This window comes from Undibacterium sp. KW1 (assembly GCF_009937955.1).
GTDB lineage: Bacteria > Pseudomonadota > Gammaproteobacteria > Burkholderiales > Burkholderiaceae_D > Undibacterium.
Map to the genome: position 1 here is coordinate 4,140,604 of NZ_AP018439.1, position 21,623 is coordinate 4,162,226.

Below are 21,623 nucleotides of genomic sequence, written 5' to 3' on the forward strand. Positions count from 1 at the left end.
CTTTTATTAGGGAAATTTTTACCCTTTGACGATGTATCTTAAATTATCGCGACTACAGAAAATACCGGATCACGATGCCTGATACGCCGCGCCAACTAGTCCAGCTTCGCGACTTCGTGTTCACTGTTCAAGCCAAATGACACCAGGCGGTCTATACGGTCAGGGTGATGTTTTTTCAAATAATCAATATTCCCATATCCTTCTGGTGCAGAGATATTCTGGATATTCATTTTATTCATTACACCGACTGTTGCAACCCACACCCGTTTGTAAAAGACAGGTTCATGCCCTAGCCTGGTTATATACTCATTGACATTTATTTTCTTGAAAAACTGCCGCTGTTCAGACAATAATTGATTGGAACCCTCATACCGCAATTTATCACTATCCAAATACGCTATTTGCTCCTTGGACGCTTTCCCAGCTAAAGAAAGCGCCAAATAGTCCTCATACTTCTTATTCATTTCCCTGATAGTCCATTGCTCCGCACTACCATGCCAGATAACCAATGCGGAAGGCCTGATTATTTTTGTTTTTGCTGCGGTAAATACATAGTTTGCGCATGCAGACATGCACAAACTAGGCACTTCGACCTCAATCTGATTGTCGTATACCCAATGTCCAAAAATGATGCCGAAGTGTGCATCTCCTCCCTGGGAATTAATGTATAGACGCTCTATTTTTTTGTCCGCCGCAGCAGAAATAAAGTCATTGACCGTTTCATCAATAACACCAAAATAAAGACCAACATTATCTAAAAAATAGAATTTTGCAGGCGTACTGCTTTTTTCAGGTTTAGATTCATCAGCCATTGCACTAAATGATAATGCTGCCATTACCAGCGCAACCACAAGCTGCTTATATATCTTCATGCTCATGGAATTCAAATTAATTTTGTTGGATAAGTCTGTTTGGCGTCTCAATATATATCTCCTGCAGGAAGGCGATATTTCATCTTAAAGTGCAGATTAAAATGATGAACTCTAGCTATGTTAATACGATCGTCAAAATCAGGAATTCTTCACCCACATCGGCGTCAACGCCGTCACCTGCGGCGGGCCAGATAACAAAGGTTCGACATCGACCAGATAAGCAGCATAACTGGCTGTCTGCAAAAATGCCTGTGAGGCTTCTGCGCTGCTGTATTGCTGAAACGCACAAATCACGTCCGGATCAGCATTGTCAAAGCAATAGAAATAGGCCAGGTGGCCAGGATTGGCCGCAACAGCCGGGGCCATATGTTTTCCCCAGAAAGCGCGCACTTCGTCGCGTTTTCCTGGCTGGGTTTTGTGTTTAATGATGACGGCAAAAGTGTTCATAGAGCTTTCAGTCCTGTGTTTGCATTAATTGCTTATATAAGGTACTCGCTAAAACTGTTGTGCTAAACCTCAGGAAGGACCACATATTTTCTAAATTCATTTTTCAGTGCCAATACATGAGCTGCAAATTGCGCTTCAGTATAGTTAACTTCATCCAGCCATTGCCAATAGCTGACAGTCAACTCTCCATCATCAATGCCTATTGCAACATCAGGGTTTTCGAGATCAAAGACCTGCAAAGCACATAATCTCAACCGGGGCATGCGCCTCTGAAGAGTTAGTAACGATGCCTTAGCAATTTTTCTGGCACAGACATCAAATGAGTTGTCTCGCCCATCAATTTCAACTATTTTTTCACTAACGACGACGATTTCCCCACCCTCTTCTTTTGCTCTTTCAAAGTAGTGCAAGAGCAGGTTTGTTTGTGCTATTTTCTTGTGCGTCAGCGAGAGTAACTTCAGTATCTGGGCAAGCTCTGCAATGATTTTTTCATGATCATCACTGGCAGCCAGCGTCAGGAGAGTTGCGGTATTTTTCAGTCTCATTATAAATTCTCGCTTAAGCGCACCAATCTGGCTGGAAGTAAAAGCTTTATTGAGGTTCAGGAGGAATCTGGTTCAAGGTGACAATTTTTCCTGCGCTATCCAGACCAAATACAACAGGTTCTCCACCAGACTGTATGTTTGCAATCAGATTTCTCTTCAAATAATTTGCCGATGCATAGTTGGGGTTCGCTTCTACATTCTTTATACCCATTTTATTCATCAACTCTATCGTCGCAGTCCAGCCATCGACCTTATACCAAATCGGTTCTTGGCCTAGCCGGGTTATATATTCATCTATTCCTAATTGAGAAAATAATTCAGCTTGCATAAGCCTGATTTTTTTTGCACTTTCATACTTGATTTGATTATTGGTTAGGAATTCCTTTTCACTTGAAGTCAAGGCATTGTCACCAGTCTTGGTCTTGGTAAGTAGAGCATCGTAATAAGCGATTCCTTCGCGAACATCTTTTTGTTCTATGCCTCCATGCCAGATTACCAGTGCTCCTCGCTCAATGATTTTTCTGTTTGCAGCGGGAAAAACATAGTTTGCACATGCAGACATGCACAGGGTCCGGACTCTTAAATCCAGGCCGTGCTCACGAACCCAGTGCGCTAATTTCAAAGCAGAAAAAACATCTCCCCCAGGCGAAAAAATGATCATGCTTTTCGCCTGGGTATCTTTATTCTTCTCAAGGAAATCATTAACGGACTTTGCATTTATTTGACCAACAAAGATAAGGTCGCTTCCTGAAGAATTTTCAGTTACTGCAACATCAGAAGCTGCCCGGGCTTCAAACACCAGGCACCATGACAACAAGACACAAGTAAAAAGCAGCTTCATTCAGGTCTCCAATTGATCAATGTCAAAATAGCAAAACCTATTTTATCTTCATCTTGAATTTTTTTCACCAATTAACGTTTACGTTAACGTCAATTCTTGTGCTATTCTAAAAATAACAGGTGCGCGGCCCAATCTCTTGGGCTGTGTTAAACGGGAAAGTGGTTGTCCTGAACCATGTCGCCAGCAGGTGGCAGTCTGGGTTCAGGGCGCTAAGCCCCTGCTGCCTCCGCAACGGTAGGCAAGTGCGGTTACATCATCCACGCCACTGGTCATGCATGACTGGGAAGGCGATGTAACAAGACTTGCAAGCCCGGATACCGGCCTGTTGATCGCTGAGAAAAACATTGCGGAAGGCGGTGTTTGGGATATGGCATGGCGCGCCTGATGGCGGGCGAGTGCCTGTCTTCAATACTGTTCTTTCTCTGTTTTTCCAAGGTCTGGTCACGTACGGAAGGTGCGTGGCGGGTGTGCGTCCTCACGGCGTATGCCCATGGTCAGGATGGTTGCTGCGGAAGGTTTCTGCTTGCAGTAGTCATCCTGTTTTCAGGCATCAGTGCGGCTGTTGTTGCGGGTCAAACCCGCCGTCTGTCCGTGCGCAATCAGGAAGGTTCAGGAAAGCATCATGTCTACTCTTACCCAGGCTCCCAACGTCAAACTGCTGATCAACGGCGAACTGATAGACTCCAAATCCACGCAATGGCGCAATGTGATCAACCCGGCCACGCAACAGGTGCTGGCCCATGTTCCGTTTGCCACGCCAGATGAAATGCAGGCTGCAGTTGATGCTGCCAAGGCTGCATTCAAGACCTGGCGCAAGACAGCGATAGGCACACGCGCCCGCATCTTTTTAAAATACCAGCAACTGATACGTGAAAACATGGCCGAGCTGGCCGCATTGCTGACAGCCGAACAAGGCAAGACCCTGGCCGATGCTGAAGGCGATATCTTCCGTGGTTTGGAGGTGGTTGAGCATGCCGCCAATATCGGCAACCTGCAAATGGGCGAAATCGCCAACAACGTTGCCAGCGGCGTTGATACCTATACCCTGAACCAGCCGCTCGGTGTGTGCGCTGGTATTACCCCTTTCAACTTCCCTGCGATGATACCGCTGTGGATGTTCCCTATGGCGATTGCCTGCGGCAATACCTTCATCCTGAAACCGTCCGAGCAAGACCCCATGGTCACCATGCGTCTGGCTGAACTGGCCATGCAGGCTGGCATACCGCCTGGCGTGCTGAATGTGGTGCATGGTGGTGAAGACATCGTCAATGCGATTTGCGACCACCCTGATATCAAGGCCGTGTCTTTCGTCGGCTCCACCCGCGTAGGTACACATGTGTATAACCGCGCGACACTGGCTGGCAAACGTGCGCAGTGCATGATGGGTGCCAAGAACCACGCCATCGTCCTGCCCGATGCGCACAAGGAACAAACCCTCAACAATCTCGCCGGTGCGGCCTTTGGTGCGGCTGGCCAGCGTTGCATGGCGCTGTCTGTGGTGATACTCGTTGGTGAAGCCAATCAGTGGGTGCCAGAATTGCTGGACCGTGCACGCAGCCTGAAAATCAATGCCGGTGCAGAAGCGGGCACAGATATCGGCCCGGTCATTTCCTGCACCGCCAAAGAGCGGGTAGAAAGCCTGATTGCGCAAGGCGTGGCCGAAGGCGCCAACCTGGTGCTGGATGGTCGCAAGCCGCAGGTCGCTGGCTATGAGCACGGCAATTTCGTCGGGCCGACTGTCTTCACCGGCGTCAAACCTGGCATGCGCATTTATGAAGAAGAAATTTTTGGCCCGGTGCTGTGCATCATGCAGGCCGATACGCTGGCAGACGCCATCGCCATCATCAATGCCAACCCTAACGGCAATGGCACGGCATTGTTCACCCAGTCTGGCGCTGCCGCTCGTACCTTTGAAGAAGATATCGATGTAGGCCAGATCGGCATCAACGTACCTATCCCTGTGCCTGTGCCGCTGTTTTCTTTCACCGGTTCGCGTGCATCCAAACTCGGCGACCTGGGCCCCTACGGCAAACAAGTCATACAGTTTTATACCCAGACCAAGACCATCACGGCACGCTGGTTTGATGACAGTGTCAGCGCTGGCAAGGTGAATACGACCATCTCACTCAAGTAAGGGAAGGCATCCTAGCTCCGGTAGTTGGACAAGTGCAAGTGTGCATTTTTTCAGTTTCCTGGCTAGGCGTGACGACGACGCAGACTAGCGTCTGCTAGGAGGAACAACAACGGCAGGGAGCTGGAAAAGTGTGCAATTGCACTTGTAGCGCTCTCCGCATGCTAAATCTTAACGAAAGTGAGCAATGGTAAATACACGACTTCAATCATTGACTGCTAATAGCGGTCAACTACCGGGGCTAGGATGATATGGACTTCGATCTTAGTGAAGACCAGCGCGCCTACCAGCAATCTGCCCGCAGCTTCGCCGCCCATGAAATGGCGGCGCAAGCCGCTCATTGGGATGCCACTTCCCACTTCCCGCTGGACGTGATTGCCCACGCCGGGGAGTTGGGATTTTGCGGGCTGTATGTGCCAGAAGAACTGGGCGGGCTGGGCCTGACGCGGCTGGATGCAGCCATCATTTTTGAAGAGCTGGCACGCGCCTGCCCTTCCACCACGGCTTACATCACGATACACAACATGGCGAGCTGGATGATTGCCAACTGGGCCACGCCAGAAGTGCAGCAGGAATGGGTGCCCAGGCTGGCAGCAGGCAAAAAGCTGGCCTCTTACTGCCTGACCGAGGCGGGTGCAGGTTCTGACGCGGCCTCGCTGCGCACCACCGCCCTGCTCGATGGTGACAGCTATGTCCTGAATGGCAGCAAGGCTTTTATCTCCGGAGCGGGCGCGACCAATATGCTGGTGGTGATGGCGCGCAGCGGTGGCGATGGTGCGGGTGGCATATCGGCCTTTGCGGTACCGGCTGACTTGCCGGGCATCAGCTATGGCAAGAAAGAAGACAAGATGGGCTGGAACAGCCAGCCCACCCGCACTGTCAATTTTGATCAGGTGCGGGTGCCGCGCAGCCATTTGCTGGGTGAAGAAGGCGAAGGCTTCCGCATCGCCATGCGCGGGCTCGATGGTGGCCGCATCAACATCGCCACCTGCTCCATCGGCGCGGCGCAATCTGCCCTGAACAGTGCGCACAACTACATGAACGAGCGCATGCAGTTCCAGAAAAAACTGTCTGATTTTCAAGTGCTGCAATTCAAGCTGGCCGACATGCAAACTGAACTTGTCGCAGGCCGCCAGATGGTGCGTCTGGCTGCGAGCAAGCTCGACAGCAAGGCCGACAATGCCTCAGTGTATTGCGCCATGGCCAAGCGCCTGGCGACTGACACAGGCTTTGCCGTCTGCAATGAAGCCCTGCAAATCCATGGCGGTTACGGCTATATACGCGAATACCCGCTGGAGCGCTTCCTGCGTGATGTCAGGGTGCACCAGATACTCGAAGGCACGAATGAAATCATGCGCGTCATCGTCGCCCGCCACATGCTAAACCAACCCGCAAGCGAGGAATTTTTATGAGTAAATATGCTAACTACACCAATCTGCAATGCGAAATCATCGGCCACACTGCCCTGGTGACCCTGGCCAACCCGCCCGCCAATACCTGGACGGCAGCGGGTTTGCAGGCATTGACGCAACTCGTCAATGACCTCAATGCTGATGCAGATATCTATAGCCTCGTCATCACAGGCTCAGGCCAGAAATTCTTTTCAGCAGGCGCAGACTTGAAGCTGTTTGCCGACGGCGACAAGGCCGTGGCGCTCGACATGGCACGCCGCTTTGGCGAAGCATTTGAAACCCTGAGCCGCTTTCGTGGTGTTTCCATCGCTGCGATCAATGGCTATGCCATGGGCGGTGGCCTGGAGTGCGCGCTGGCTTGCGATTTGCGCATTGCCGAAACCCAGGCGCAAATGGCCTTGCCAGAAGCCGCAGTCGGCTTGCTGCCCTGCGCTGGCGGCACGCAAAACTTGGCCTGGCTGGTAGGTGAAGGCTGGGCCAAGCGCCTGATCTTGTGCGGTGAACGTGTCGATGCTGCCACTGCCCTGCGCATAGGCTTGGTAGAAGAAGTCGTCGCCACCGGCGGTGCACTCGAACACGCACTGGCGCTGGCCAAACAGGTAGGCAAGCAAAGCCCCAGCAGCGTCAAGGCATGCAAGCAACTCATACAAGGCGCACGCCAGCAACCGATGAACACTGTGCTGCCACAAGAACGCGAAGCCTTCCTGGCCCTGTTTGATACTGCCGATCAAAAAGAAGGGGTCACCGCTTTCCTGGAAAAACGTCCGCCAGTATGGAGGAATGCATGAGCGACTCCCCTGTCCTGTTCCACACCCTGCCTGCTGCCAACGGCATGCAACTAGGCGTGGCCACCCTCAATTCAGAAAAAACCCTGAATGCCCTGTCCAAAGAGATGGTGCAATTACTGGGCAAGCAATTGCAAGTCTGGGATGAAGATGACAGCATTGCCATGGTAGTCTTGCAGGCCGCTAGCGAGAAGGCATTTTGCGCAGGTGGTGATTTGCAAAACCTGTACGCCAGCATGCGCGAGCATCATACCTCCGACAAAAAAGACGACTTGCTCGGCAATGCCTATGCGCTGGATTTTTTTGAGCAGGAATACCGCCTCGACTATCAAATTCATACTTACCGCAAACCCATATTATGCTGGGGTCACGGCATCGTCATGGGTGGCGGCATAGGCTTGATGGCCGGTGCCAGCCACCGCGTCGTCACGGAAAAATCCCGCCTCGCCATGCCAGAGATTGCCATAGGTTTGTTCCCCGATGTAGGCGGCACCTGGTTTTTGAACCGCATGCCGGGCAAGCTGGGTTTATTCCTGGCGTTGACGGGTGCGAACATCAATGCCAGCGACGCCGTGTTTGTAAAGCTGGCCGACCTGCAATTGCCGCATGAGAGGAAGGCAGAACTGCTGGCTCGCCTGCAAGCCTGCGAATGGAGCAAGCAGGCAGAACACAATAAGCTGAGTAATCACCTGCGCCTGAGCCATATCCTGCATGAGCAGCAACGCAATGCCAACGTGATCAGCAGCGTTGGGCCTTTGCGCCAGCATTTTGACCTCATCAATCAATTATGCAGCGCTGCTGACCTGAGCACCATCATCAGCAATATCTGCCAGCTTGATGCGAGCGTATTGAACGACGACGTGTGGCTGCAAAAAGCCGTCGCCAGCCTGCAAAAAGGCAGCCCGACCTCTGCCTGGCTGGCGCATGCCTTGCAGGAAAGAGGCAAACATCTGTCGCTGGCAGAAATTTTCCGCATAGAGTTAGTCGCAGCACTCGCCTGCACGCAAGGCCATGATTTTGCGGAAGGGATACGTGCCTTGATTGTGGATAAGGACCAGAAACCGCAATGGTTGCCTGGTAGTTTGGATGCATTGCAGCCGCAAGATGGTGAGCGTTACTTTGCGCATCTCTGGGCGGCAGAGCGGCATCCTTTGCGGGATTTGGGTGCGAGTGAAAACATCCAAAAGAGAGCCGCGTAAGTATGGAGTGAAGCAGAGCTCTGTAGGTTGGGCTACGGTTTACCAGCCCAACACTCAGCTTCGCAATGACGTACGTCGTGTTTCAACCGCAAAGTGTTGGGCTGATGAAGCGTAGCCCAACCTACGAGAAACGCCCACCAAGCCAAACAAAGAACACGTAAAACAAGGAGATAAACCACCATGTCAAACCAATCCAAAATCGCCTTCATCGGCCTCGGCAACATGGGCGCACCCATGGCCCTTAACCTGCTCAAGGCAGGCTACCCGCTCACCGTCTTCGACCTCTCCCCTGTCGCCCTGAAAACACTGGCAGACGCAGGTGCACTGGCCGCAGGCAACGCCAAACAAGCCATAGAAGGCGCAGACATCGTCATCAGCATGCTGCCTGCCAGCCGCCATGTAGAAAGCCTCTACCTCGGCGATGACGGCATACTCGCCCACATCGCCAGCGGCGCACTGATCATAGATTGCAGCACCATCGCTGCGCAATCTGCCAAGAAAGTCGCACAAGCCGCAGCCACACGCGGGCTGGCAATGGTGGATGCGCCAGTCTCAGGCGGCACAGCAGGCGCAGCCGCAGGCACGCTGACCTTTATCGTCGGCGGCAGCACAGACGACCTCGAACGTGCCCGTTCTGTGCTGAACACCATGGGCAAGAACATATTCCACGCCGGTGAAAACGGTGCCGGGCAAACCGCCAAAATTTGCAACAACATGCTGCTCGGCATACTCATGGCAGGCACGGCAGAAGCGCTGGCGCTGGGCGTGGCGAACGGGCTTGATCCCAAGGTACTGTCCGACATCATGAGCAAAAGCTCAGGCCGCAACTGGGCGCTGGAACTGTACAACCCCTACCCCGGCGTCATGGAAACCGCCCCCGCATCACGCGGCTACACTGGTGGCTTTGGCGTAGATCTAATGCTCAAGGACCTGGGCCTGGCAACCGAGGCAGCGCTGGGTAGCAATTCCAGTATCCCGCTGGGTGAAGCTGTGCGCAACCTGTATGGCATTCATAGCAAGGCAGGGGCTGGTGGAAAGGATTTTTCCAGCATACTTGAGCTGCTCCATAAAAAGGAATAGAAATACTGAGACGCGGGCGCGATGACAATCGCTACACAAAGCGATATGCTAGCGCCCATGACTACCCAAGCACACGCCTACCACTACCTGCAAGCCTCGGCCCTGACTGACGACGTCAGGCCAAGGCTGCAACTGGCCACATCTGGCACTAACGACAAAGCAGCAGTCGTTCACCCGCACTTCTTTGAAGGCATGCTGAAGCAGCCGCGCCTGTCGGCTGAATTGCTGACTGCTATCCATATCATCGTCGGTTCACGCTTTTTCACACCTGCCAATACCCTGGCAAAGAAACTCATGCTGGCTGACCCCGTAGTGACCTCGGGTGGCGGCATCTTGCGGTTTGAAGGTTTTTCTTCCTGTTGTAGTGCCTATGTGCGTGTCGACATGCTGCCTGACAGCTATGAGGGCGATATCGTCGGCAAGGGCACGACCAATGTTGATTTCAATGCACCCATGCGGGCAGCGCTGGCGCGGGTGCGCGATGCATCTGGCCTTGCATTTTCAGTCGGGCATGATGCGTTTACCCTGCATGCTGGCAGCAACAACATTGTCGAGAAAAAAGTCGAACTGCCACTGCGCTGGATACGTGGCATGCTGGAAGTGCAGTCTTATCAAGCTGGCATGCGCAAGATCGTTGAAGTCAGCGGAGCTGAAGCCCTGCGCTTCTTGCGTTCGCTCCCCAAGGCATCGACCAGTAAGACGCCGCTTTGGATATCGCATGGCCCCTTTGGCCTGCGCACCACGACCAGACCAGAGCTGGATAGCATACGCCTGGTCGACAGCACCCGCCTGCGCGTGCTTGAAGCCTTGTTGCCGCGTGTGAAGTCCATGGCTATTTTTGCTGACGAAGCGCAGCAAGCCAGTGCCTGGGTCTTGCAATTTGCTGGCGCCCGTTTAACGCTGGCCCTGAGCGCCGAGGTCTGGCGCGGTTTTTCTGGCGAAGGCCAGGCCCTGCGCGCGCTGATGAATATGCAAAATGCCGATGCTCTGCCCCGCCTGCGCGCGCTCTTGCAATGGCAATCTTCATTGCAAGCCCCTGCACTGGCAGAGCAACTGGATTTACCGCAAGCCAGCATAGAAGACAGCCTGCGTATACTTGGCGTCTCTGGTCTGCTGGGTTTTGATGTGACAGAAGGCAGTTACTTCCACCGCATACTACCACTGGATTTAGGCATGGCAGAAGATTTGCACCCACGCCTGGTTGCCGCCCGTAAACTGATCAAAGATCGTGCAGTCAGCATCATAAAAAAACAACCGCTTGAAGCCAGTGTGCAGAGTGCAGATATACAGCACCGTGTGCGCGAAGTGGACGATGAATTGCGCTGCACCTGCCCCTGGTATGCAAAACACCGGGGGTTGCGTGGGCCTTGCAAGCATGTGCTGGCAGTTGAAGCAATGACAGAAAATTAGGATACCCATGGCAGAACAAAAAATTGAAGCAGCATTCGTAGCCAAGACTCCACTGGAAGAATTTGTAGTTGCGGGTAATTACCTGGGCATGATGGCTTATCTGCAAGCGCAGGACAAAACTCAGTGGTCGCAACACAGAACTAGTGTGATGCGCATGAACAAAGTCATGGAGAAGTCACGCTATACCATGGATATGAGCAAATCTGCCTGGCGCAGCAATGTCACTGCCCAGCAATGGCAATGCCTGCGCTCTGCGATCTTTTTGTGTTGCACTACAAATGATGTTGCTGAAAATTCCTGGATGTTTTTTATCAAACCAGAAGAACTGGTCGAATTATGGAAAGCCTATTCGCCACCATCGACTGAAAATCTGGTATCAAATATGGTGGCGCGTAACCCGGGAAGTTTTCGTATCATACAAAGCCTGCTTATCAGTGGCCTGGCAGAGCGCCCCACACATGACAATTACCTCCTGGGTTTGCTGAGCCAGGAAGTACATTCAGACCGCGTACCCGATGTAGCTTACTGGATAAAACATGATCCAGAATTATTGCAGGGCGCATTGCTGCAGTTGTTCGATATCGAGGGAACGACAGATATCAGTCTGGCCGGACGCGATAAATATACGCATAACTCTGCCCATACCTGGCAACAGTTATTTTTAAATTTATGTCAGCAAGGCGTGTATGGCCGGGAGCTATTGCTAGACAAAACCCTGGGTGCGCTGGAAAAAGACTGGATACAATTCCGCTCTGGCTGGTTCTCACGCTTTCATGAGGCCCTGGCGCCGACGGTAGAAGAAATGAGCGTCTTCAGTGAACGTTATCTGGGTTTATGTCACAGCCGTATTCCGCCTACCGTCAGTATGGCGCTGAAAGTCTTGGACACTTTGCATGCTGCGGATGCGATAAGCAATACCGCCTTGCTGACGGCCCTGCAACCGCTGCTGTCATCTACCGTCAAGACGCAAGTAGATACCGCATTGAAATTACTCGACCAAATCATCCTGAAAGATGGCAGCCTGATGCAAGAAGCGGCATCTATTGCCGTGTTTGGCTTACTGCATGAAGCAGCAGACATGCAAAAGAAAATTATCAGCCGCCTGAGTAAATGGGGCATGGATGCGGCTACGCAAGAGCAAGCCAGGCGATTGTTACCCCAGGTTGCCGCCAGCAACCGTGATGCCCTGATGGCCTTGTTAGGAACTCCTGTCGCTGATGAATCCAAGCTATCAGCCCCTATCCAAGCATCACAAGCATTACCCATTTTGCAGCCTATGCCATCGCCCATAGCAGAGAGCCGCGCCCTGCCAATCATCAGTGATATTGACGCACTCATCGAAGCCTGCGCCTATGTCTTTGAAAACAATGATGACACTGACTGTTTTGAAACCGTCATCCACGCCCTGCTGAAGCTAGCCCCATTTTCTGCTGATGATAAAAAGCGCTTTGGTCCAGTACTGAAACGCGCTCAAAAACTGAAACCCAGTTCGGATAACTGGCGCAATATGGACAAGCCACTGGCGCGTGAACTGGCGCGCCTGCTAGTATTTATATTTGAAGCAGAAAGACTGCCGCCCACCAGCAGTTTTGCCAAAGGCCGTTTCGATGTGCATAGCGTCATCTGTCAGCGCACTGATGATTTGATAGATATTCTGATGCAGGGCAAATCAGTGCCACCACTTGCAGCACCTAGCCATCAACGTGGCTATATAGACCCTGCCATCTTGATAGAAAGAACGCGCGAGCAACATGCACTAGGCTTGCAACAACCATTGCAAGAGCAGGTACTCAGCCTCTTGCGTCTGGCTCCAAGTAATGAAGCCAGCCTGCGCCAGCAAGCAGCCAGCCTGTCGGATACGCCCTATCACAATGCCTTACGCTACGCCCTGGGTTCACAAGTCAGCATACCCGCCAAAGGCAAAGACAGCGCCCTGTACATCGCCGCCGCCCGCGCCCGTTATCCGGATGAAGACGATGCCAACCTCATCCAGTTATATGGTGACTTTGGGCCAGATGGCGCGCATGCAGCACGCTATCGTTTTGAGATAGAGATCAGCAAGAATGAAGCTTACACCTTCTATCACAGTCACTTGCGTACCACACCCACGCCCAGGGCCATAGACCAGACTTATCTGAGTATCTTGCGTCATCCCCAGGTTATAGAGGATCAAGGCTATTTCCATCGCACAGAAGGTTTTGGTGGCAATAATGAAGGCCAAATTCGCTGGTCGGCCAGCATGATGCCTTCCTGCCTGGAAGCGGTGTTTGCTGAAGGTGCTCATGCCATTGCCAACAATCTCGACTGGTGGGAAGCAGAGTGGTATAACAAGGCTTATCTGAACCTCTTGCTTGACCCCACAGTACCCATGAGCAGCAGCGCCATCATGCTGTTGGCCTTTACACTGGCGGGTAAAGAGCCAGGCCAGACTGCCGTCGCGATAGATGCCCTGGTCGCCAGTTGGCTGGAAGGACGTCTCGACGCAACAACTCTCGCCAGCGCCATTCACGGCCTGCTGGCAACGCCACAAGTCAAGGCCAGCCGCTATGCCAAAAGCCTGGCGACGGCAGCACGTGCCCATGCACTGGCACCACAACTGGTGTTTCAGTTACTCTGCACCATGGTGAAACAAAGCCCGCAATCACCTCCTAAAGACATGGCAGCCTTGCTGGAGCTTTTGCACGAATTACGCCTTGAAGTGAAACAAAATCTGCCTGAACATACCGTGGCAGCCCTGCGTGATATGCAGATCGGTGGAAAAGGTAAGGCTGCACTGAAGGCACTGCTGACTGGATAATATTTTTCCGTTGAGAGCAGGACTTGCCTCCCGGAATAAGGCAAGCCCTACTCCAGTTGCAACACCTTGAAATTATTCCGTCCCGCCTTCTTGGCCAGGTATAAAGCTTCATCTGCCTTCTTCAGCATCTCGCCAGCATTGGAATTATGTTCTGACGAGATCGCCACGCCTATGCTGGTGGTTACCATCAGGGGTTTGCCTTCTATGTCAAAAGGAGTGGTCATGGCTTGCACGATTTTGCTGGCGACCATGTCGGCTTCGCTGTGCATGTTCAGGCCCTCAAGTACGATGACGAATTCATCGCCTGCCAGACGGCCTGCAAGATCAGTCTGGCGTATGCAGTGTTTGAGACGGCTGGCGAATTTCTGCAAGACCAGGTCACCGGCATGGTGGCCCAGGCTGTCGTTGATGCTCTTGAATTTATCGACATCCAGGAACATCATCGCCATCAAACGGCCTGTGCGTTGTGAACGGGCGCTGGCCTGCTCCATTCTTTCATTGATCTGGTTACGGTTGGGCAGGCCAGTCAGGGTGTCAAACCTGGCCAGGGCCAGCAATTGCCGCTCCACTGCCTTAGCGTCGCTGATATCGTTGATGAGACTATTGACACCGACCACTTTGCCACTGTCATCATATTGTGGAACATAGGTGGCATGGTAATGGCCGGTCTTGCCTGCGACGCTGATCTCTGTTTCAAATTCGGTTTTTTCACCTGCCATGGCGAGTTTGTAATGCACATGATGCTCTTGCTGCATGGTGCCCGACAACAGCGATAACACCGGCTGGCAGCGTATCTCGGACAAGGGTCGATTGAACCAGGTTTCATAGGGGCGGTTTACAAATTGATAGCGGTTCTCGCTGTCAATGAGGCTGACAAAAGCCGGGATATTGTCGGCAATGGTGCGCAGCAAGCCCTCGCTGGCTGCCAGTCTAAGCTCCGCTTCCTTGCGTGCCGTGATATCGATGACCATGGAATAATATCCCAGGGTTGCTCCCTCGGCATTGGTATCGGGCACGTATTCATACTGCAAAAATCGTTTGATATCGCGCTCGGACGCATAGCGTTCAAACGAAACTCTCTCACCATGCAAGGCGCGCTGTATCCTGTCTTTCAAATCAAGATACGATTGTTCGCCAAACACTTCACGCACGGTTTTCCCTAACAGATGTGCGGGTTCCAGGCCGGGTATCTGGCCGTAATTGCGGTTGCAGAACTGGTAGCGTTCGCTGGCATCGACATAGGCTATCATCGCCGGCACATTGTCGGTGATGGTGCGTACACGTTTTTCACTGCGGGTCAGATCATCCTGCACGCGCTTGAATTCGGTGACGTCTTCTACCAGTACAAAAAAACCATCGACCTGGCCGGACTTGTTAAAGTCTGGCACATAGGTCACCCTGTCCCACTCCCAATAACCATAGCGCTCGACGCGGCGTTCAAAGCACGTCCACTCCCCATTCAAGACCTGGGTCACATAGGGTTTGGTATGACGATAAAATTCCGGCGTAGAAATCTGCTTGATGGTCTTGCCTATCGCCTGTTGCGCTGTCAGACCAAACAAGTGCTCTATGCGCTTATTGACGAAGGTATATTGCTCGCGATAATCGACATAGGCGATAAAGGCTGACATATTGTCTGCAATCAGACGCAGTTTCTTTTCACTGGCACTCAGGGCGGCCTCGGCATCCCTGCGTTTGATCATGGCATCATCAAAAGCCTTGGCCAGGTCGCCTATCTCGTCTCTGGGGTATCCAAGACTGGCCTGCGTCACCAGTAAATTGGTCTCGGCATTATTGACCTTCTCGCGCAATTTTTGCAAAGGTGCCAGTTGCCAGTACATGAACCACCAGACCAGCAGCAGCAAACTCAGCAGCAAGGCCAGACTAAGCAAGACAGCTTCACGCCTCACTTTGGCGACGATACTGAAGGCCTCATTGGTGGGATAGACTCCTGCAATCAGCCAGCCTACCGACTTCAGGCGCCGGTAACTCAGTATGGCTTCATCTTTGGTATTATCGTTGGTAGTCAGGCTGCCTTCGAGTGCATTGAATGTAGTGTCAGGTAGCTGGTTTTTGTCTGGTGATTCACGGCTGTTTTTTAATATCTGCCTGTGGTCAGGGTGAGTGACAAAAACACCCTCGGTCGTCAGCACATAAAAATAGCCTTGTTCGCCAATTTTTGCTGTCGCCAGGTCAGCCAGAAAGCTGTCCTGCGTTAGCTCTATGGTACCCACCAGTACCAGCAGCATATGGCCGCTGGGGTCAAAGACAGGCACACAAACCACGACCAGGGGCCGCCCGGACAGACCGCTTTTCAGAGGAGATGAGATGGCGATTTTTTTTTGTTTGATCGCCTTTTGAAAATAGTCGCGGCTGCTGATATTGAGCTGCCCTTTGGTGCCGGGGTTATCCATGTTGGCCAGGATGTCGCCGTGCAAATCAAACACGGCCAGATTATCAAACAAGCCATCAAGACTGTGATAACGCTCGATAAAGCTCTGAACGTTCTGCTCACTGATGTCACCTGATCCCAGGTCACTGGCCAGACGGATCAGGGCATTTTTTCTGAGTTCTATCTTGTGGTCAATTTCATTGCCCAGATTGGCGATCAAGCTGGATTGCCTGGCGACGATGAGCTTTTCCAGTGCGCTTTCAAATACGGACGAAGCCAGCGCGTACAGCAAACTCAGGGAGAAGACAAAGAAAATCGCCACCGCCACGGTCAGGCGGGTTTTCAAGGTGATATCGCGGATACGGAATATACGAAATAGCGGGGCTGATGACATATTATTCGGCAATCAAAGAGCAATCACGATGATCTTAGCACCCACCTGTACAAGGGCAACATATTTTCAGGCTTACACTGGCTGGCAGATTGCAAATCTATGTGCCATGCCAGTCTTACCCCAGTGGCAAGCTCAGCTCAGCCAGGGGACAGCGATGTAAAAACGCGACAATCACTGCCGGGAAGTGGCCATCCACCAGAAAAATGCTACATCAGGAAAACCGGCCCAGACTGTCATCCGTCAAGATAACTGCGCTGCCCATGTCCGTAACCAGGGCAGATTGGTCCTGCTGGCGGTCTGGAACGCAAACCGGCACATCATTGGCACCCGGCTGATCGTCACAGTCAGGTGCCTGTGGTCGGTCAGTGGCAGTATCAGTGCTGGTATCGACGTGATCATAGTAGGCATTGTCGGTATAGCTGACCGTACCCAGGTAAATCCAGGCACGGTTATCGTCATAACTATAGTTACTGGTCATATCGCTGGCAGGGTAATCATGTTCAGCCGCTGGCCCTGGTGCCCCCCCTCTGACGCGACGCGCGGCCAGCTCACGGGTCTGCATGGCCAGTTGGTGTATCTGGCGCTGCATGGCTGGTGGGATATCACCACTGAGGCCGCGCAATTCTTCCAGCGCCTGCAACAGGTCCAGGTCGCCGTAGTACAACTGTTCCAGGTTTTGTATCAGTCCCTTGACGGCCGTCACCTGCTCATCAAGCGCATCAAAGTAGCTGCCCTGTTGGTGGTTGAGGAAAAAAGCCAGGCGGGTCTTTAAAATGATCATGGCATTGTCGCTGCCAGAACGGCTGAACAGGCCCAATATCTTGCGGTTTTCCCGGAAGGTCTCGCGCACCAGATCATCGACAAAGCCAGGGAAATGCTGTTCCAGCGCCAACAGTGCTGCCGATGAAAATTCCGGCAACACGCGCTCAACTTGCCCTTCCAGCGCCTGCTTGCGCGCGGCCCGTTGCTGCTCCAGCAAAGCGCTTTGCGCCGCGATCTGCTCCTTGGTGGCCTGGGTGGATAGCTTCAGACCCGCGATGGCGACATCAATATCTGACAGGGCAGGATCCAGCAAGGCTGCATAATCATAGCTGAGGTCGTCATTAGACATAATTTTCTTTCGCGGTAAGGGACTGGTTTTGTAGCTGGGATTGATCGCCATCTTCACGGCGGGACTGGAAGTAATCAATGAAATACTGGCGCAGGCGCGGCTTGCGCATATCGGCATGCCACTCCAGCGGCCGTCCTGACTGTTGCTGCAAATCCGTCCAGGGATTAAACCCCAGGTCGGTGATCTCATGCATGCGCAGGAAATAGCGACGGTGCTGTGCCTCGCCATGCCACAGGTGGCGGATTTCACCAGCCACCACACCCAGCCTGCCCTGCACCTGTTCATAAAAGCGCTGGCCCCAGGCTTGCAGATGCTGTATCTGCGCACGGTCATGCTTCAAGGCATTCTGTATGCAAAAATTGTAGTCGCCATAAATCGCATGCGCCATGAAATGATCTGCACTACCCGATATCGCCGCCTCATACAGGCCGACGCTGTCAAACAGGCTGCGCTGCATGGCCCAGCCATAGCCCGTATGCCCGTGGGTATCATAACGCCCTGCATGCAGGGTAGCAGGTTGCGCCTGCATGACGGCAGCAAAAGAGCGGACGCGGTCAGGCACAGCTCCCTCACCGCCACCCTGCTCCAGGCGCAGGCAGCTTTCCCACACTTGCGCCACCGGGTATTGCTGCAACGCCACCACCAGCTCCCTTGCCCAGTTGTTATTCTCAAATACGATATCGCAATCCAGCCAGGCCACATAACGGCAGTTTGCAGGCAACCAGGATGCTGCCAGGTTCAGCAGCCTTTCCTTTTGCCACAGCAAGGTAGCTGAACGCAGTTGCAAGACATCCAGCGCCGCAGGCAATTCAAAGGGCGCATCGCCAAATGCACATTCGACAGTAATACAAGTCACTCCAGCCGCCCGCATGCCCTGCATGAAGACATCATAATTCTGCCTGCGTGAGGTGTAGCGACAGGGGTTGAAGTAAGTGGTGAGGATGACGAGTTCGGACATGGCGTGATGAATAAATGAGTCAGTCAAATGCAATGACAGCTCACTTGTTATAATGCAAAATCAATACTATACGCTAGGCACTCATGCGCATACAAATCCTGTCTGACCTGCACCTTGAAGCCTGGGGTGATACCGCACCTCTCATAGACCCCGCCATCAGCCAGCCTGATGTGGTGGTGCTGGCTGGCGATATCCACAGCGGCAGCAAGGCAGTGAACTGGGCAGCACAACAGTTTGCTGGCATCCCTGTGCTGTATGTACATGGCAATCATGAAGCCTATGGCAAAAATCTCGAAGACATGCAGGCCGACGTTGCCCGCGCCTGTGAGGCTAGTGACAATGTGCACTTCCTTAATGCCCGTGAATACCAGATAGGTGACATACGCTTTCTCGGTGCAACGCTATGGACAGATTTTTGCCTGTTTGGCGAAGAACAGCGCCCCTACGCCATGACCGAGGCGGCCGACCTGATGCCCGATTATCAGCGCATCACCCTGGCCGAGCAAGGCTACCGCAAACTGGAAGCAACGGACACCGCACTCATCCATGCACGACAAAAATCCTGGCTGAATCAACGTCTCAATACCAGCTTTGAAGGCCGCACTGTCGTCGTCAGCCACATGGCACCATCGATACAGTCGGTAGCGCCGCGCTATGCGGATGATTTACTGTCCGCCGCCTTTGCTTCTGAACTAGACATGCTGGCGCAAAAAGCTGATCTTTGGATACATGGCCACATGCATGATAGCTTTGATTATCACCTGGGGAAATGCCGCGTCATCTGTAACCCTTGCGGCTATCCCCTGCACAATGGCAGGATGGAGAACGCGCAATTTGATCCGCATCTGATTGTGAAAATATGACATGCCTGCGCAAATAAAAAAAACCGGCATTCCCCTGGTCGCCCTATTGCTTTATGTGTCAGGTCTGAGCTGTTTCATACTGCCTGTGGTTTTTCCTGGATTGCAGTTTGATGGCGGCTTTGGATACATGCTAGTTCTATACTGCATTTGCGGCATCATTTTTTTACTTGCCGGTTTCATCTTTCACTCCTGGGTCAAGTCAGGTAATGCCGCAGCTCACACACAATTACTTGAAGGTGTAGAAAAGAATACGGTTCCACACCGGCTGGGAGAAGGCCATGAGTGGAATCAACAGGATTGATGAGAATTTGAATACTACGCAGAAAGGACTAAACCATGAAAACAGACTGGCACAGCCTCGACATCTCACGCACCACTGTCGTCGATAAAGACTACAAGAACACGCAAAACGTCAGGCGTTTTTTAAGTGCGGAATGCGGTGCAGAATGCAAGCTAGACCGCAACTTCATGGCCTGGATCATCAATGGTGAGCCCAAGACCATGGGGGATGTGGCAGATGAGTGGCAACGAATTTACGCTGGCAGTGTAAAGCCAGCTTGATCATTTTCCAGCCTGTCTTGCCGCGCCAGTAGTACAAAACAGGCGTACAAGACAGGCCAAAAAATCAATCATCTCAGAGCAAACAACTCAACCCAGCCACAGCTTGAACTCTATGCCATTTTGTATCGTGCCTATGACCTGGGCCTGGTTCTCGGTACTTTCACAGAAGCTTGCCAGTGCACCGGCGGCCGTGATCTGGCCTTTGCTTAACTGATTATTCCAGTAATCAAAACCCGCCTGGTCTGGTGCGCGGTGCAAGACATTCTGGTAGAAATTCGTGATCAGTGTCGTGGTCGATGGGTTGGCACCATACAGCTTCTGGAATTCAGCCGACTGGAAAAAACCTGCCGCCACCGTCGTCAGGCTCGAACCCTTGTCCATGTCCTTGATCCAGTAACCCAGGCCTTCAAGGTCGGGCTTGCGGCCAAATGCTGCCTGGTACAGTCGATAAGCCTGGCCTGCCGTGCCATTGATGTCGAGCGCGATGCTCTTGTCAGAAAACTGCAGGCGTTCGACATTGAACAGACTGTCGATATCACCATTCGATTTGACGCGCAACTGAAAAGCCGAGCCAACCGGAGTAATTGCAAAATTGCTGGCATTGCCAGCCATGATGACGGTATCCATGCCAGTGCCGCCATCGATATTATGGTTGCCCGTGCCAACATTGATGGCATCATTGCCGCTACCAGCATTGACGTGCAAACGGCCACCGCCACCATTGACGGTGATCAGGTCGGCACCTGCGCCTGAGGCGATCAGGTAATCAGAATACATGACGCCAGGCAAATCAACACTGATGACATCTGCACCGGCAAACGAAGACTCATCAGCCAGCAGTTTTTCATCTATCTGCTGGTTGGCTGAAAGTGACACGGAAACGCCAGTGATGCGGTTGTAGCTGCCATCATAGTATTCAGTGACTGAAGAACTCATCACACCGCTGACGCTGGACTTGCTCAAGCCCTGTGCCACGCTGTTGCTGTTGGATGAAAGATTGAAATTGCCTTCCACAGTAGTCGATGCAATGTACTTGTCGGCAGTTGCCGTCACCTTGCTGATGGTACCAACATTATTACCATTGATGTCGCCACGGATAGCGCCCTTGACAGTGATATAGACATTCCCTGTCACCGGATCATAGCTGGGACTATACGCGGGTAATAAGGTAGAAAACGACAAATCATTCAGCAGAACACTAGTCGGTGTAATGGAGACAGAATTGGCACCATTGATCGTGGTATTGGCGTAGTTGAAATTGAACTGACCACCTTCAACAATCGACATTACCCCGCTGTAATACAAGCTCAACTTTGTCGCCGAGGCCTTGCCTGCTGCGGCATAAGGGTCTTCAAGTACCAATCCTGTGTAAGTCATGCTGGCACCGTCGGGGAAGGAAAACCTCGCCTGATCGCCGCCAAAATCGAGTGCAGAATAATACGCATGATCCCTGGCCCACTGCGCACCCAGTTTAGGGAAAACATCAAACAAAGTCCCCAGGCTGCCATTGGTAGGAGGTGACTTGATCAATTGCTGGTAATTAGCGTTAACCATGTTTTGAGACAGTTTGATATTAATGTTTGCCATAAATGAAATTTATCTGAATGTGGGAACTGGTTCACTACCTCAGGCTGCAGCATGCACATGGCTGCCAGGCAGATGAAACGGATGTCTTGCTTGAATGCACGTATGACATGCAAAGAATTTCACGACAATTGTAACATTTTGTCTCAATTTGAATATGACAATGCTATTTTCTTAATCTTGTTCACAGACAATCCCCTATCCCGCGCAGGGCATATATTTTTCTTATGACTGTCAAATG

Annotated in this window: 18 protein-coding genes and 1 riboswitch; of the genes, 10 read left to right on the top strand and 8 right to left on the bottom strand. The window is 52.3% G+C overall.

The genetic code is table 11. The annotated features are described in order from the left end of the window. Positions 1-95: 95 nt before the first annotated feature. The 4 genes from UNDKW_RS18485 to UNDKW_RS18500 form a co-directional block, all read right to left on the bottom strand. Positions 96-878, bottom strand: coding sequence for a hypothetical protein (locus UNDKW_RS18485; protein ID WP_162059888.1), 783 nt, complete (start codon positions 876-878; stop codon positions 96-98). Positions 879-1,010: 132 nt separating this feature from the next. Beyond that, positions 1,011-1,319 (bottom strand): putative quinol monooxygenase, encoded by a 309-nt coding sequence (locus UNDKW_RS18490; protein ID WP_162059889.1) that lies wholly within the window; start codon positions 1,317-1,319, stop codon positions 1,011-1,013. A gap of 62 nt (positions 1,320-1,381) precedes the next feature. Continuing rightward, positions 1,382-1,864 (bottom strand): hypothetical protein, encoded by a 483-nt coding sequence (locus UNDKW_RS18495; RefSeq protein ID WP_162059890.1) that lies wholly within the window; start codon positions 1,862-1,864, stop codon positions 1,382-1,384. A 46-nt stretch (positions 1,865-1,910) separates the two neighbouring features. Next, positions 1,911-2,705: a hypothetical protein gene (locus UNDKW_RS18500; protein ID WP_162059891.1), complete on the bottom strand. Its 795-nt coding sequence runs from the start codon at positions 2,703-2,705 to the stop codon at positions 1,911-1,913. A gap of 100 nt (positions 2,706-2,805) precedes the next feature. Next, positions 2,806-3,046, top strand: a riboswitch (cobalamin riboswitch). Positions 3,047-3,327: 281 nt separating this feature from the next. Between UNDKW_RS18500 and UNDKW_RS18505 the strand changes: the two genes are divergently transcribed. The 7 genes from UNDKW_RS18505 to UNDKW_RS18535 all read left to right on the top strand — a co-directional run bounded on the left by UNDKW_RS18505 (position 3,328) and on the right by UNDKW_RS18535 (position 13,519). Next, on the top strand, positions 3,328-4,839 hold the full coding sequence (locus UNDKW_RS18505) for a CoA-acylating methylmalonate-semialdehyde dehydrogenase (RefSeq protein ID WP_162059892.1): 1,512 nt from the start codon (positions 3,328-3,330) through the stop codon (positions 4,837-4,839). Positions 4,840-5,087: 248 nt separating this feature from the next. Continuing rightward, positions 5,088-6,248 (top strand): acyl-CoA dehydrogenase family protein, encoded by a 1,161-nt coding sequence (locus UNDKW_RS18510; protein WP_162059893.1) that lies wholly within the window; start codon positions 5,088-5,090, stop codon positions 6,246-6,248. Next, the gene (locus UNDKW_RS18515; protein WP_162059894.1) at positions 6,245-7,036 is read left to right on the top strand and encodes an enoyl-CoA hydratase; all 792 of its coding nucleotides are present in this window, start codon (positions 6,245-6,247) and stop codon (positions 7,034-7,036) included. Before UNDKW_RS18510 ends, UNDKW_RS18515 begins: the two co-directional genes overlap by 4 nt. Next, on the top strand, positions 7,033-8,232 hold the full coding sequence (locus UNDKW_RS18520) for an enoyl-CoA hydratase/isomerase family protein (RefSeq protein ID WP_162059895.1): 1,200 nt from the start codon (positions 7,033-7,035) through the stop codon (positions 8,230-8,232). Before UNDKW_RS18515 ends, UNDKW_RS18520 begins: the two co-directional genes overlap by 4 nt. A gap of 180 nt (positions 8,233-8,412) precedes the next feature. Continuing rightward, entirely contained in the window at positions 8,413-9,312 is a 900-nt protein-coding gene (mmsB, locus tag UNDKW_RS18525; protein WP_162059896.1) for a 3-hydroxyisobutyrate dehydrogenase, read from the top strand. A gap of 57 nt (positions 9,313-9,369) precedes the next feature. After that, entirely contained in the window at positions 9,370-10,722 is a 1,353-nt protein-coding gene (locus tag UNDKW_RS18530) for an SWIM zinc finger family protein (protein WP_162059897.1), read from the top strand. Positions 10,723-10,729: 7 nt separating this feature from the next. Then, a complete protein-coding gene (locus tag UNDKW_RS18535) occupies positions 10,730-13,519 on the top strand; it encodes a DUF6493 family protein (RefSeq protein WP_162059898.1) in 2,790 nt (929 codons plus the stop codon). A 47-nt stretch (positions 13,520-13,566) separates the two neighbouring features. Here the strand turns inward: UNDKW_RS18535 and UNDKW_RS18540 are convergent, their stop codons facing one another. The 3 genes from UNDKW_RS18540 to UNDKW_RS18550 form a co-directional block, all read right to left on the bottom strand. Beyond that, the gene (locus UNDKW_RS18540; RefSeq protein WP_162059899.1) at positions 13,567-16,305 is read right to left on the bottom strand and encodes a PAS domain-containing protein; all 2,739 of its coding nucleotides are present in this window, start codon (positions 16,303-16,305) and stop codon (positions 13,567-13,569) included. A 211-nt stretch (positions 16,306-16,516) separates the two neighbouring features. Further along, on the bottom strand, positions 16,517-17,416 hold the full coding sequence (locus tag UNDKW_RS18545; RefSeq protein ID WP_162059900.1) for a hypothetical protein: 900 nt from the start codon (positions 17,414-17,416) through the stop codon (positions 16,517-16,519). Beyond that, entirely contained in the window at positions 17,409-18,374 is a 966-nt protein-coding gene (locus UNDKW_RS18550) for a hypothetical protein (protein ID WP_162059901.1), read from the bottom strand. The genes UNDKW_RS18545 and UNDKW_RS18550 overlap by 8 nt, the downstream gene beginning before the upstream one ends. An 83-nt stretch (positions 18,375-18,457) precedes the next feature. On the opposite strand from UNDKW_RS18550, the gene UNDKW_RS18555 reads away from it, so the two are divergent. The 3 genes from UNDKW_RS18555 to UNDKW_RS18565 are packed head-to-tail and all read left to right on the top strand — an operon-like array spanning position 18,458 to position 19,798. Further along, positions 18,458-19,237 carry a metallophosphoesterase gene (locus UNDKW_RS18555; protein WP_162059902.1) on the top strand — a complete coding sequence of 260 codons (780 nt, stop codon included), beginning with the start codon at positions 18,458-18,460 and terminating at the stop codon, positions 19,235-19,237. Between the two features lies 1 nt (position 19,238). Then, the gene (locus UNDKW_RS18560) at positions 19,239-19,538 is read left to right on the top strand and encodes a hypothetical protein (protein WP_162059903.1); all 300 of its coding nucleotides are present in this window, start codon (positions 19,239-19,241) and stop codon (positions 19,536-19,538) included. Between the two features lie 35 nt (positions 19,539-19,573). After that, the gene (locus tag UNDKW_RS18565) at positions 19,574-19,798 is read left to right on the top strand and encodes a DUF6434 domain-containing protein (protein WP_162059904.1); all 225 of its coding nucleotides are present in this window, start codon (positions 19,574-19,576) and stop codon (positions 19,796-19,798) included. An 87-nt stretch (positions 19,799-19,885) separates the two neighbouring features. Here UNDKW_RS18565 and UNDKW_RS18570 read toward each other — a convergent pair whose 3' ends face one another. Continuing rightward, positions 19,886-21,352 carry a DUF4214 domain-containing protein gene (locus tag UNDKW_RS18570; protein ID WP_232063044.1) on the bottom strand — a complete coding sequence of 489 codons (1,467 nt, stop codon included), beginning with the start codon at positions 21,350-21,352 and terminating at the stop codon, positions 19,886-19,888. Positions 21,353-21,623 lie beyond the last annotated feature (271 nt).

What these genes read in the sequence shown, in the direction of transcription:
- UNDKW_RS18485 (WP_162059888.1), bottom strand. Translation starts at nt 878, where the DNA reads ATGAGCATGAAGATATATAAGCAGCTTGTGGTTGCGCTGGTAATGGCA.
- UNDKW_RS18490 (WP_162059889.1), bottom strand. Translation starts at nt 1,319, where the DNA reads ATGAACACTTTTGCCGTCATCATTAAACACAAAACCCAGCCAGGAAAA.
- UNDKW_RS18495 (WP_162059890.1), bottom strand. Translation starts at nt 1,864, where the DNA reads ATGAGACTGAAAAATACCGCAACTCTCCTGACGCTGGCTGCCAGTGAT.
- UNDKW_RS18500 (WP_162059891.1), bottom strand. Translation starts at nt 2,705, where the DNA reads ATGAAGCTGCTTTTTACTTGTGTCTTGTTGTCATGGTGCCTGGTGTTT.
- UNDKW_RS18505 (WP_162059892.1), top strand. Translation starts at nt 3,328, where the DNA reads ATGTCTACTCTTACCCAGGCTCCCAACGTCAAACTGCTGATCAACGGC.
- UNDKW_RS18510 (WP_162059893.1), top strand. Translation starts at nt 5,088, where the DNA reads ATGGACTTCGATCTTAGTGAAGACCAGCGCGCCTACCAGCAATCTGCC.
- UNDKW_RS18515 (WP_162059894.1), top strand. Translation starts at nt 6,245, where the DNA reads ATGAGTAAATATGCTAACTACACCAATCTGCAATGCGAAATCATCGGC.
- UNDKW_RS18520 (WP_162059895.1), top strand. Translation starts at nt 7,033, where the DNA reads ATGAGCGACTCCCCTGTCCTGTTCCACACCCTGCCTGCTGCCAACGGC.
- mmsB (WP_162059896.1), top strand. Translation starts at nt 8,413, where the DNA reads ATGTCAAACCAATCCAAAATCGCCTTCATCGGCCTCGGCAACATGGGC.
- UNDKW_RS18530 (WP_162059897.1), top strand. Translation starts at nt 9,370, where the DNA reads ATGACTACCCAAGCACACGCCTACCACTACCTGCAAGCCTCGGCCCTG.
- UNDKW_RS18535 (WP_162059898.1), top strand. Translation starts at nt 10,730, where the DNA reads ATGGCAGAACAAAAAATTGAAGCAGCATTCGTAGCCAAGACTCCACTG.
- UNDKW_RS18540 (WP_162059899.1), bottom strand. Translation starts at nt 16,305, where the DNA reads ATGTCATCAGCCCCGCTATTTCGTATATTCCGTATCCGCGATATCACC.
- UNDKW_RS18545 (WP_162059900.1), bottom strand. Translation starts at nt 17,416, where the DNA reads ATGTCTAATGACGACCTCAGCTATGATTATGCAGCCTTGCTGGATCCT.
- UNDKW_RS18550 (WP_162059901.1), bottom strand. Translation starts at nt 18,374, where the DNA reads ATGTCCGAACTCGTCATCCTCACCACTTACTTCAACCCCTGTCGCTAC.
- UNDKW_RS18555 (WP_162059902.1), top strand. Translation starts at nt 18,458, where the DNA reads ATGCGCATACAAATCCTGTCTGACCTGCACCTTGAAGCCTGGGGTGAT.
- UNDKW_RS18560 (WP_162059903.1), top strand. Translation starts at nt 19,239, where the DNA reads ATGCCTGCGCAAATAAAAAAAACCGGCATTCCCCTGGTCGCCCTATTG.
- UNDKW_RS18565 (WP_162059904.1), top strand. Translation starts at nt 19,574, where the DNA reads ATGAAAACAGACTGGCACAGCCTCGACATCTCACGCACCACTGTCGTC.
- UNDKW_RS18570 (WP_232063044.1), bottom strand. Translation starts at nt 21,352, where the DNA reads ATGGTTAACGCTAATTACCAGCAATTGATCAAGTCACCTCCTACCAAT.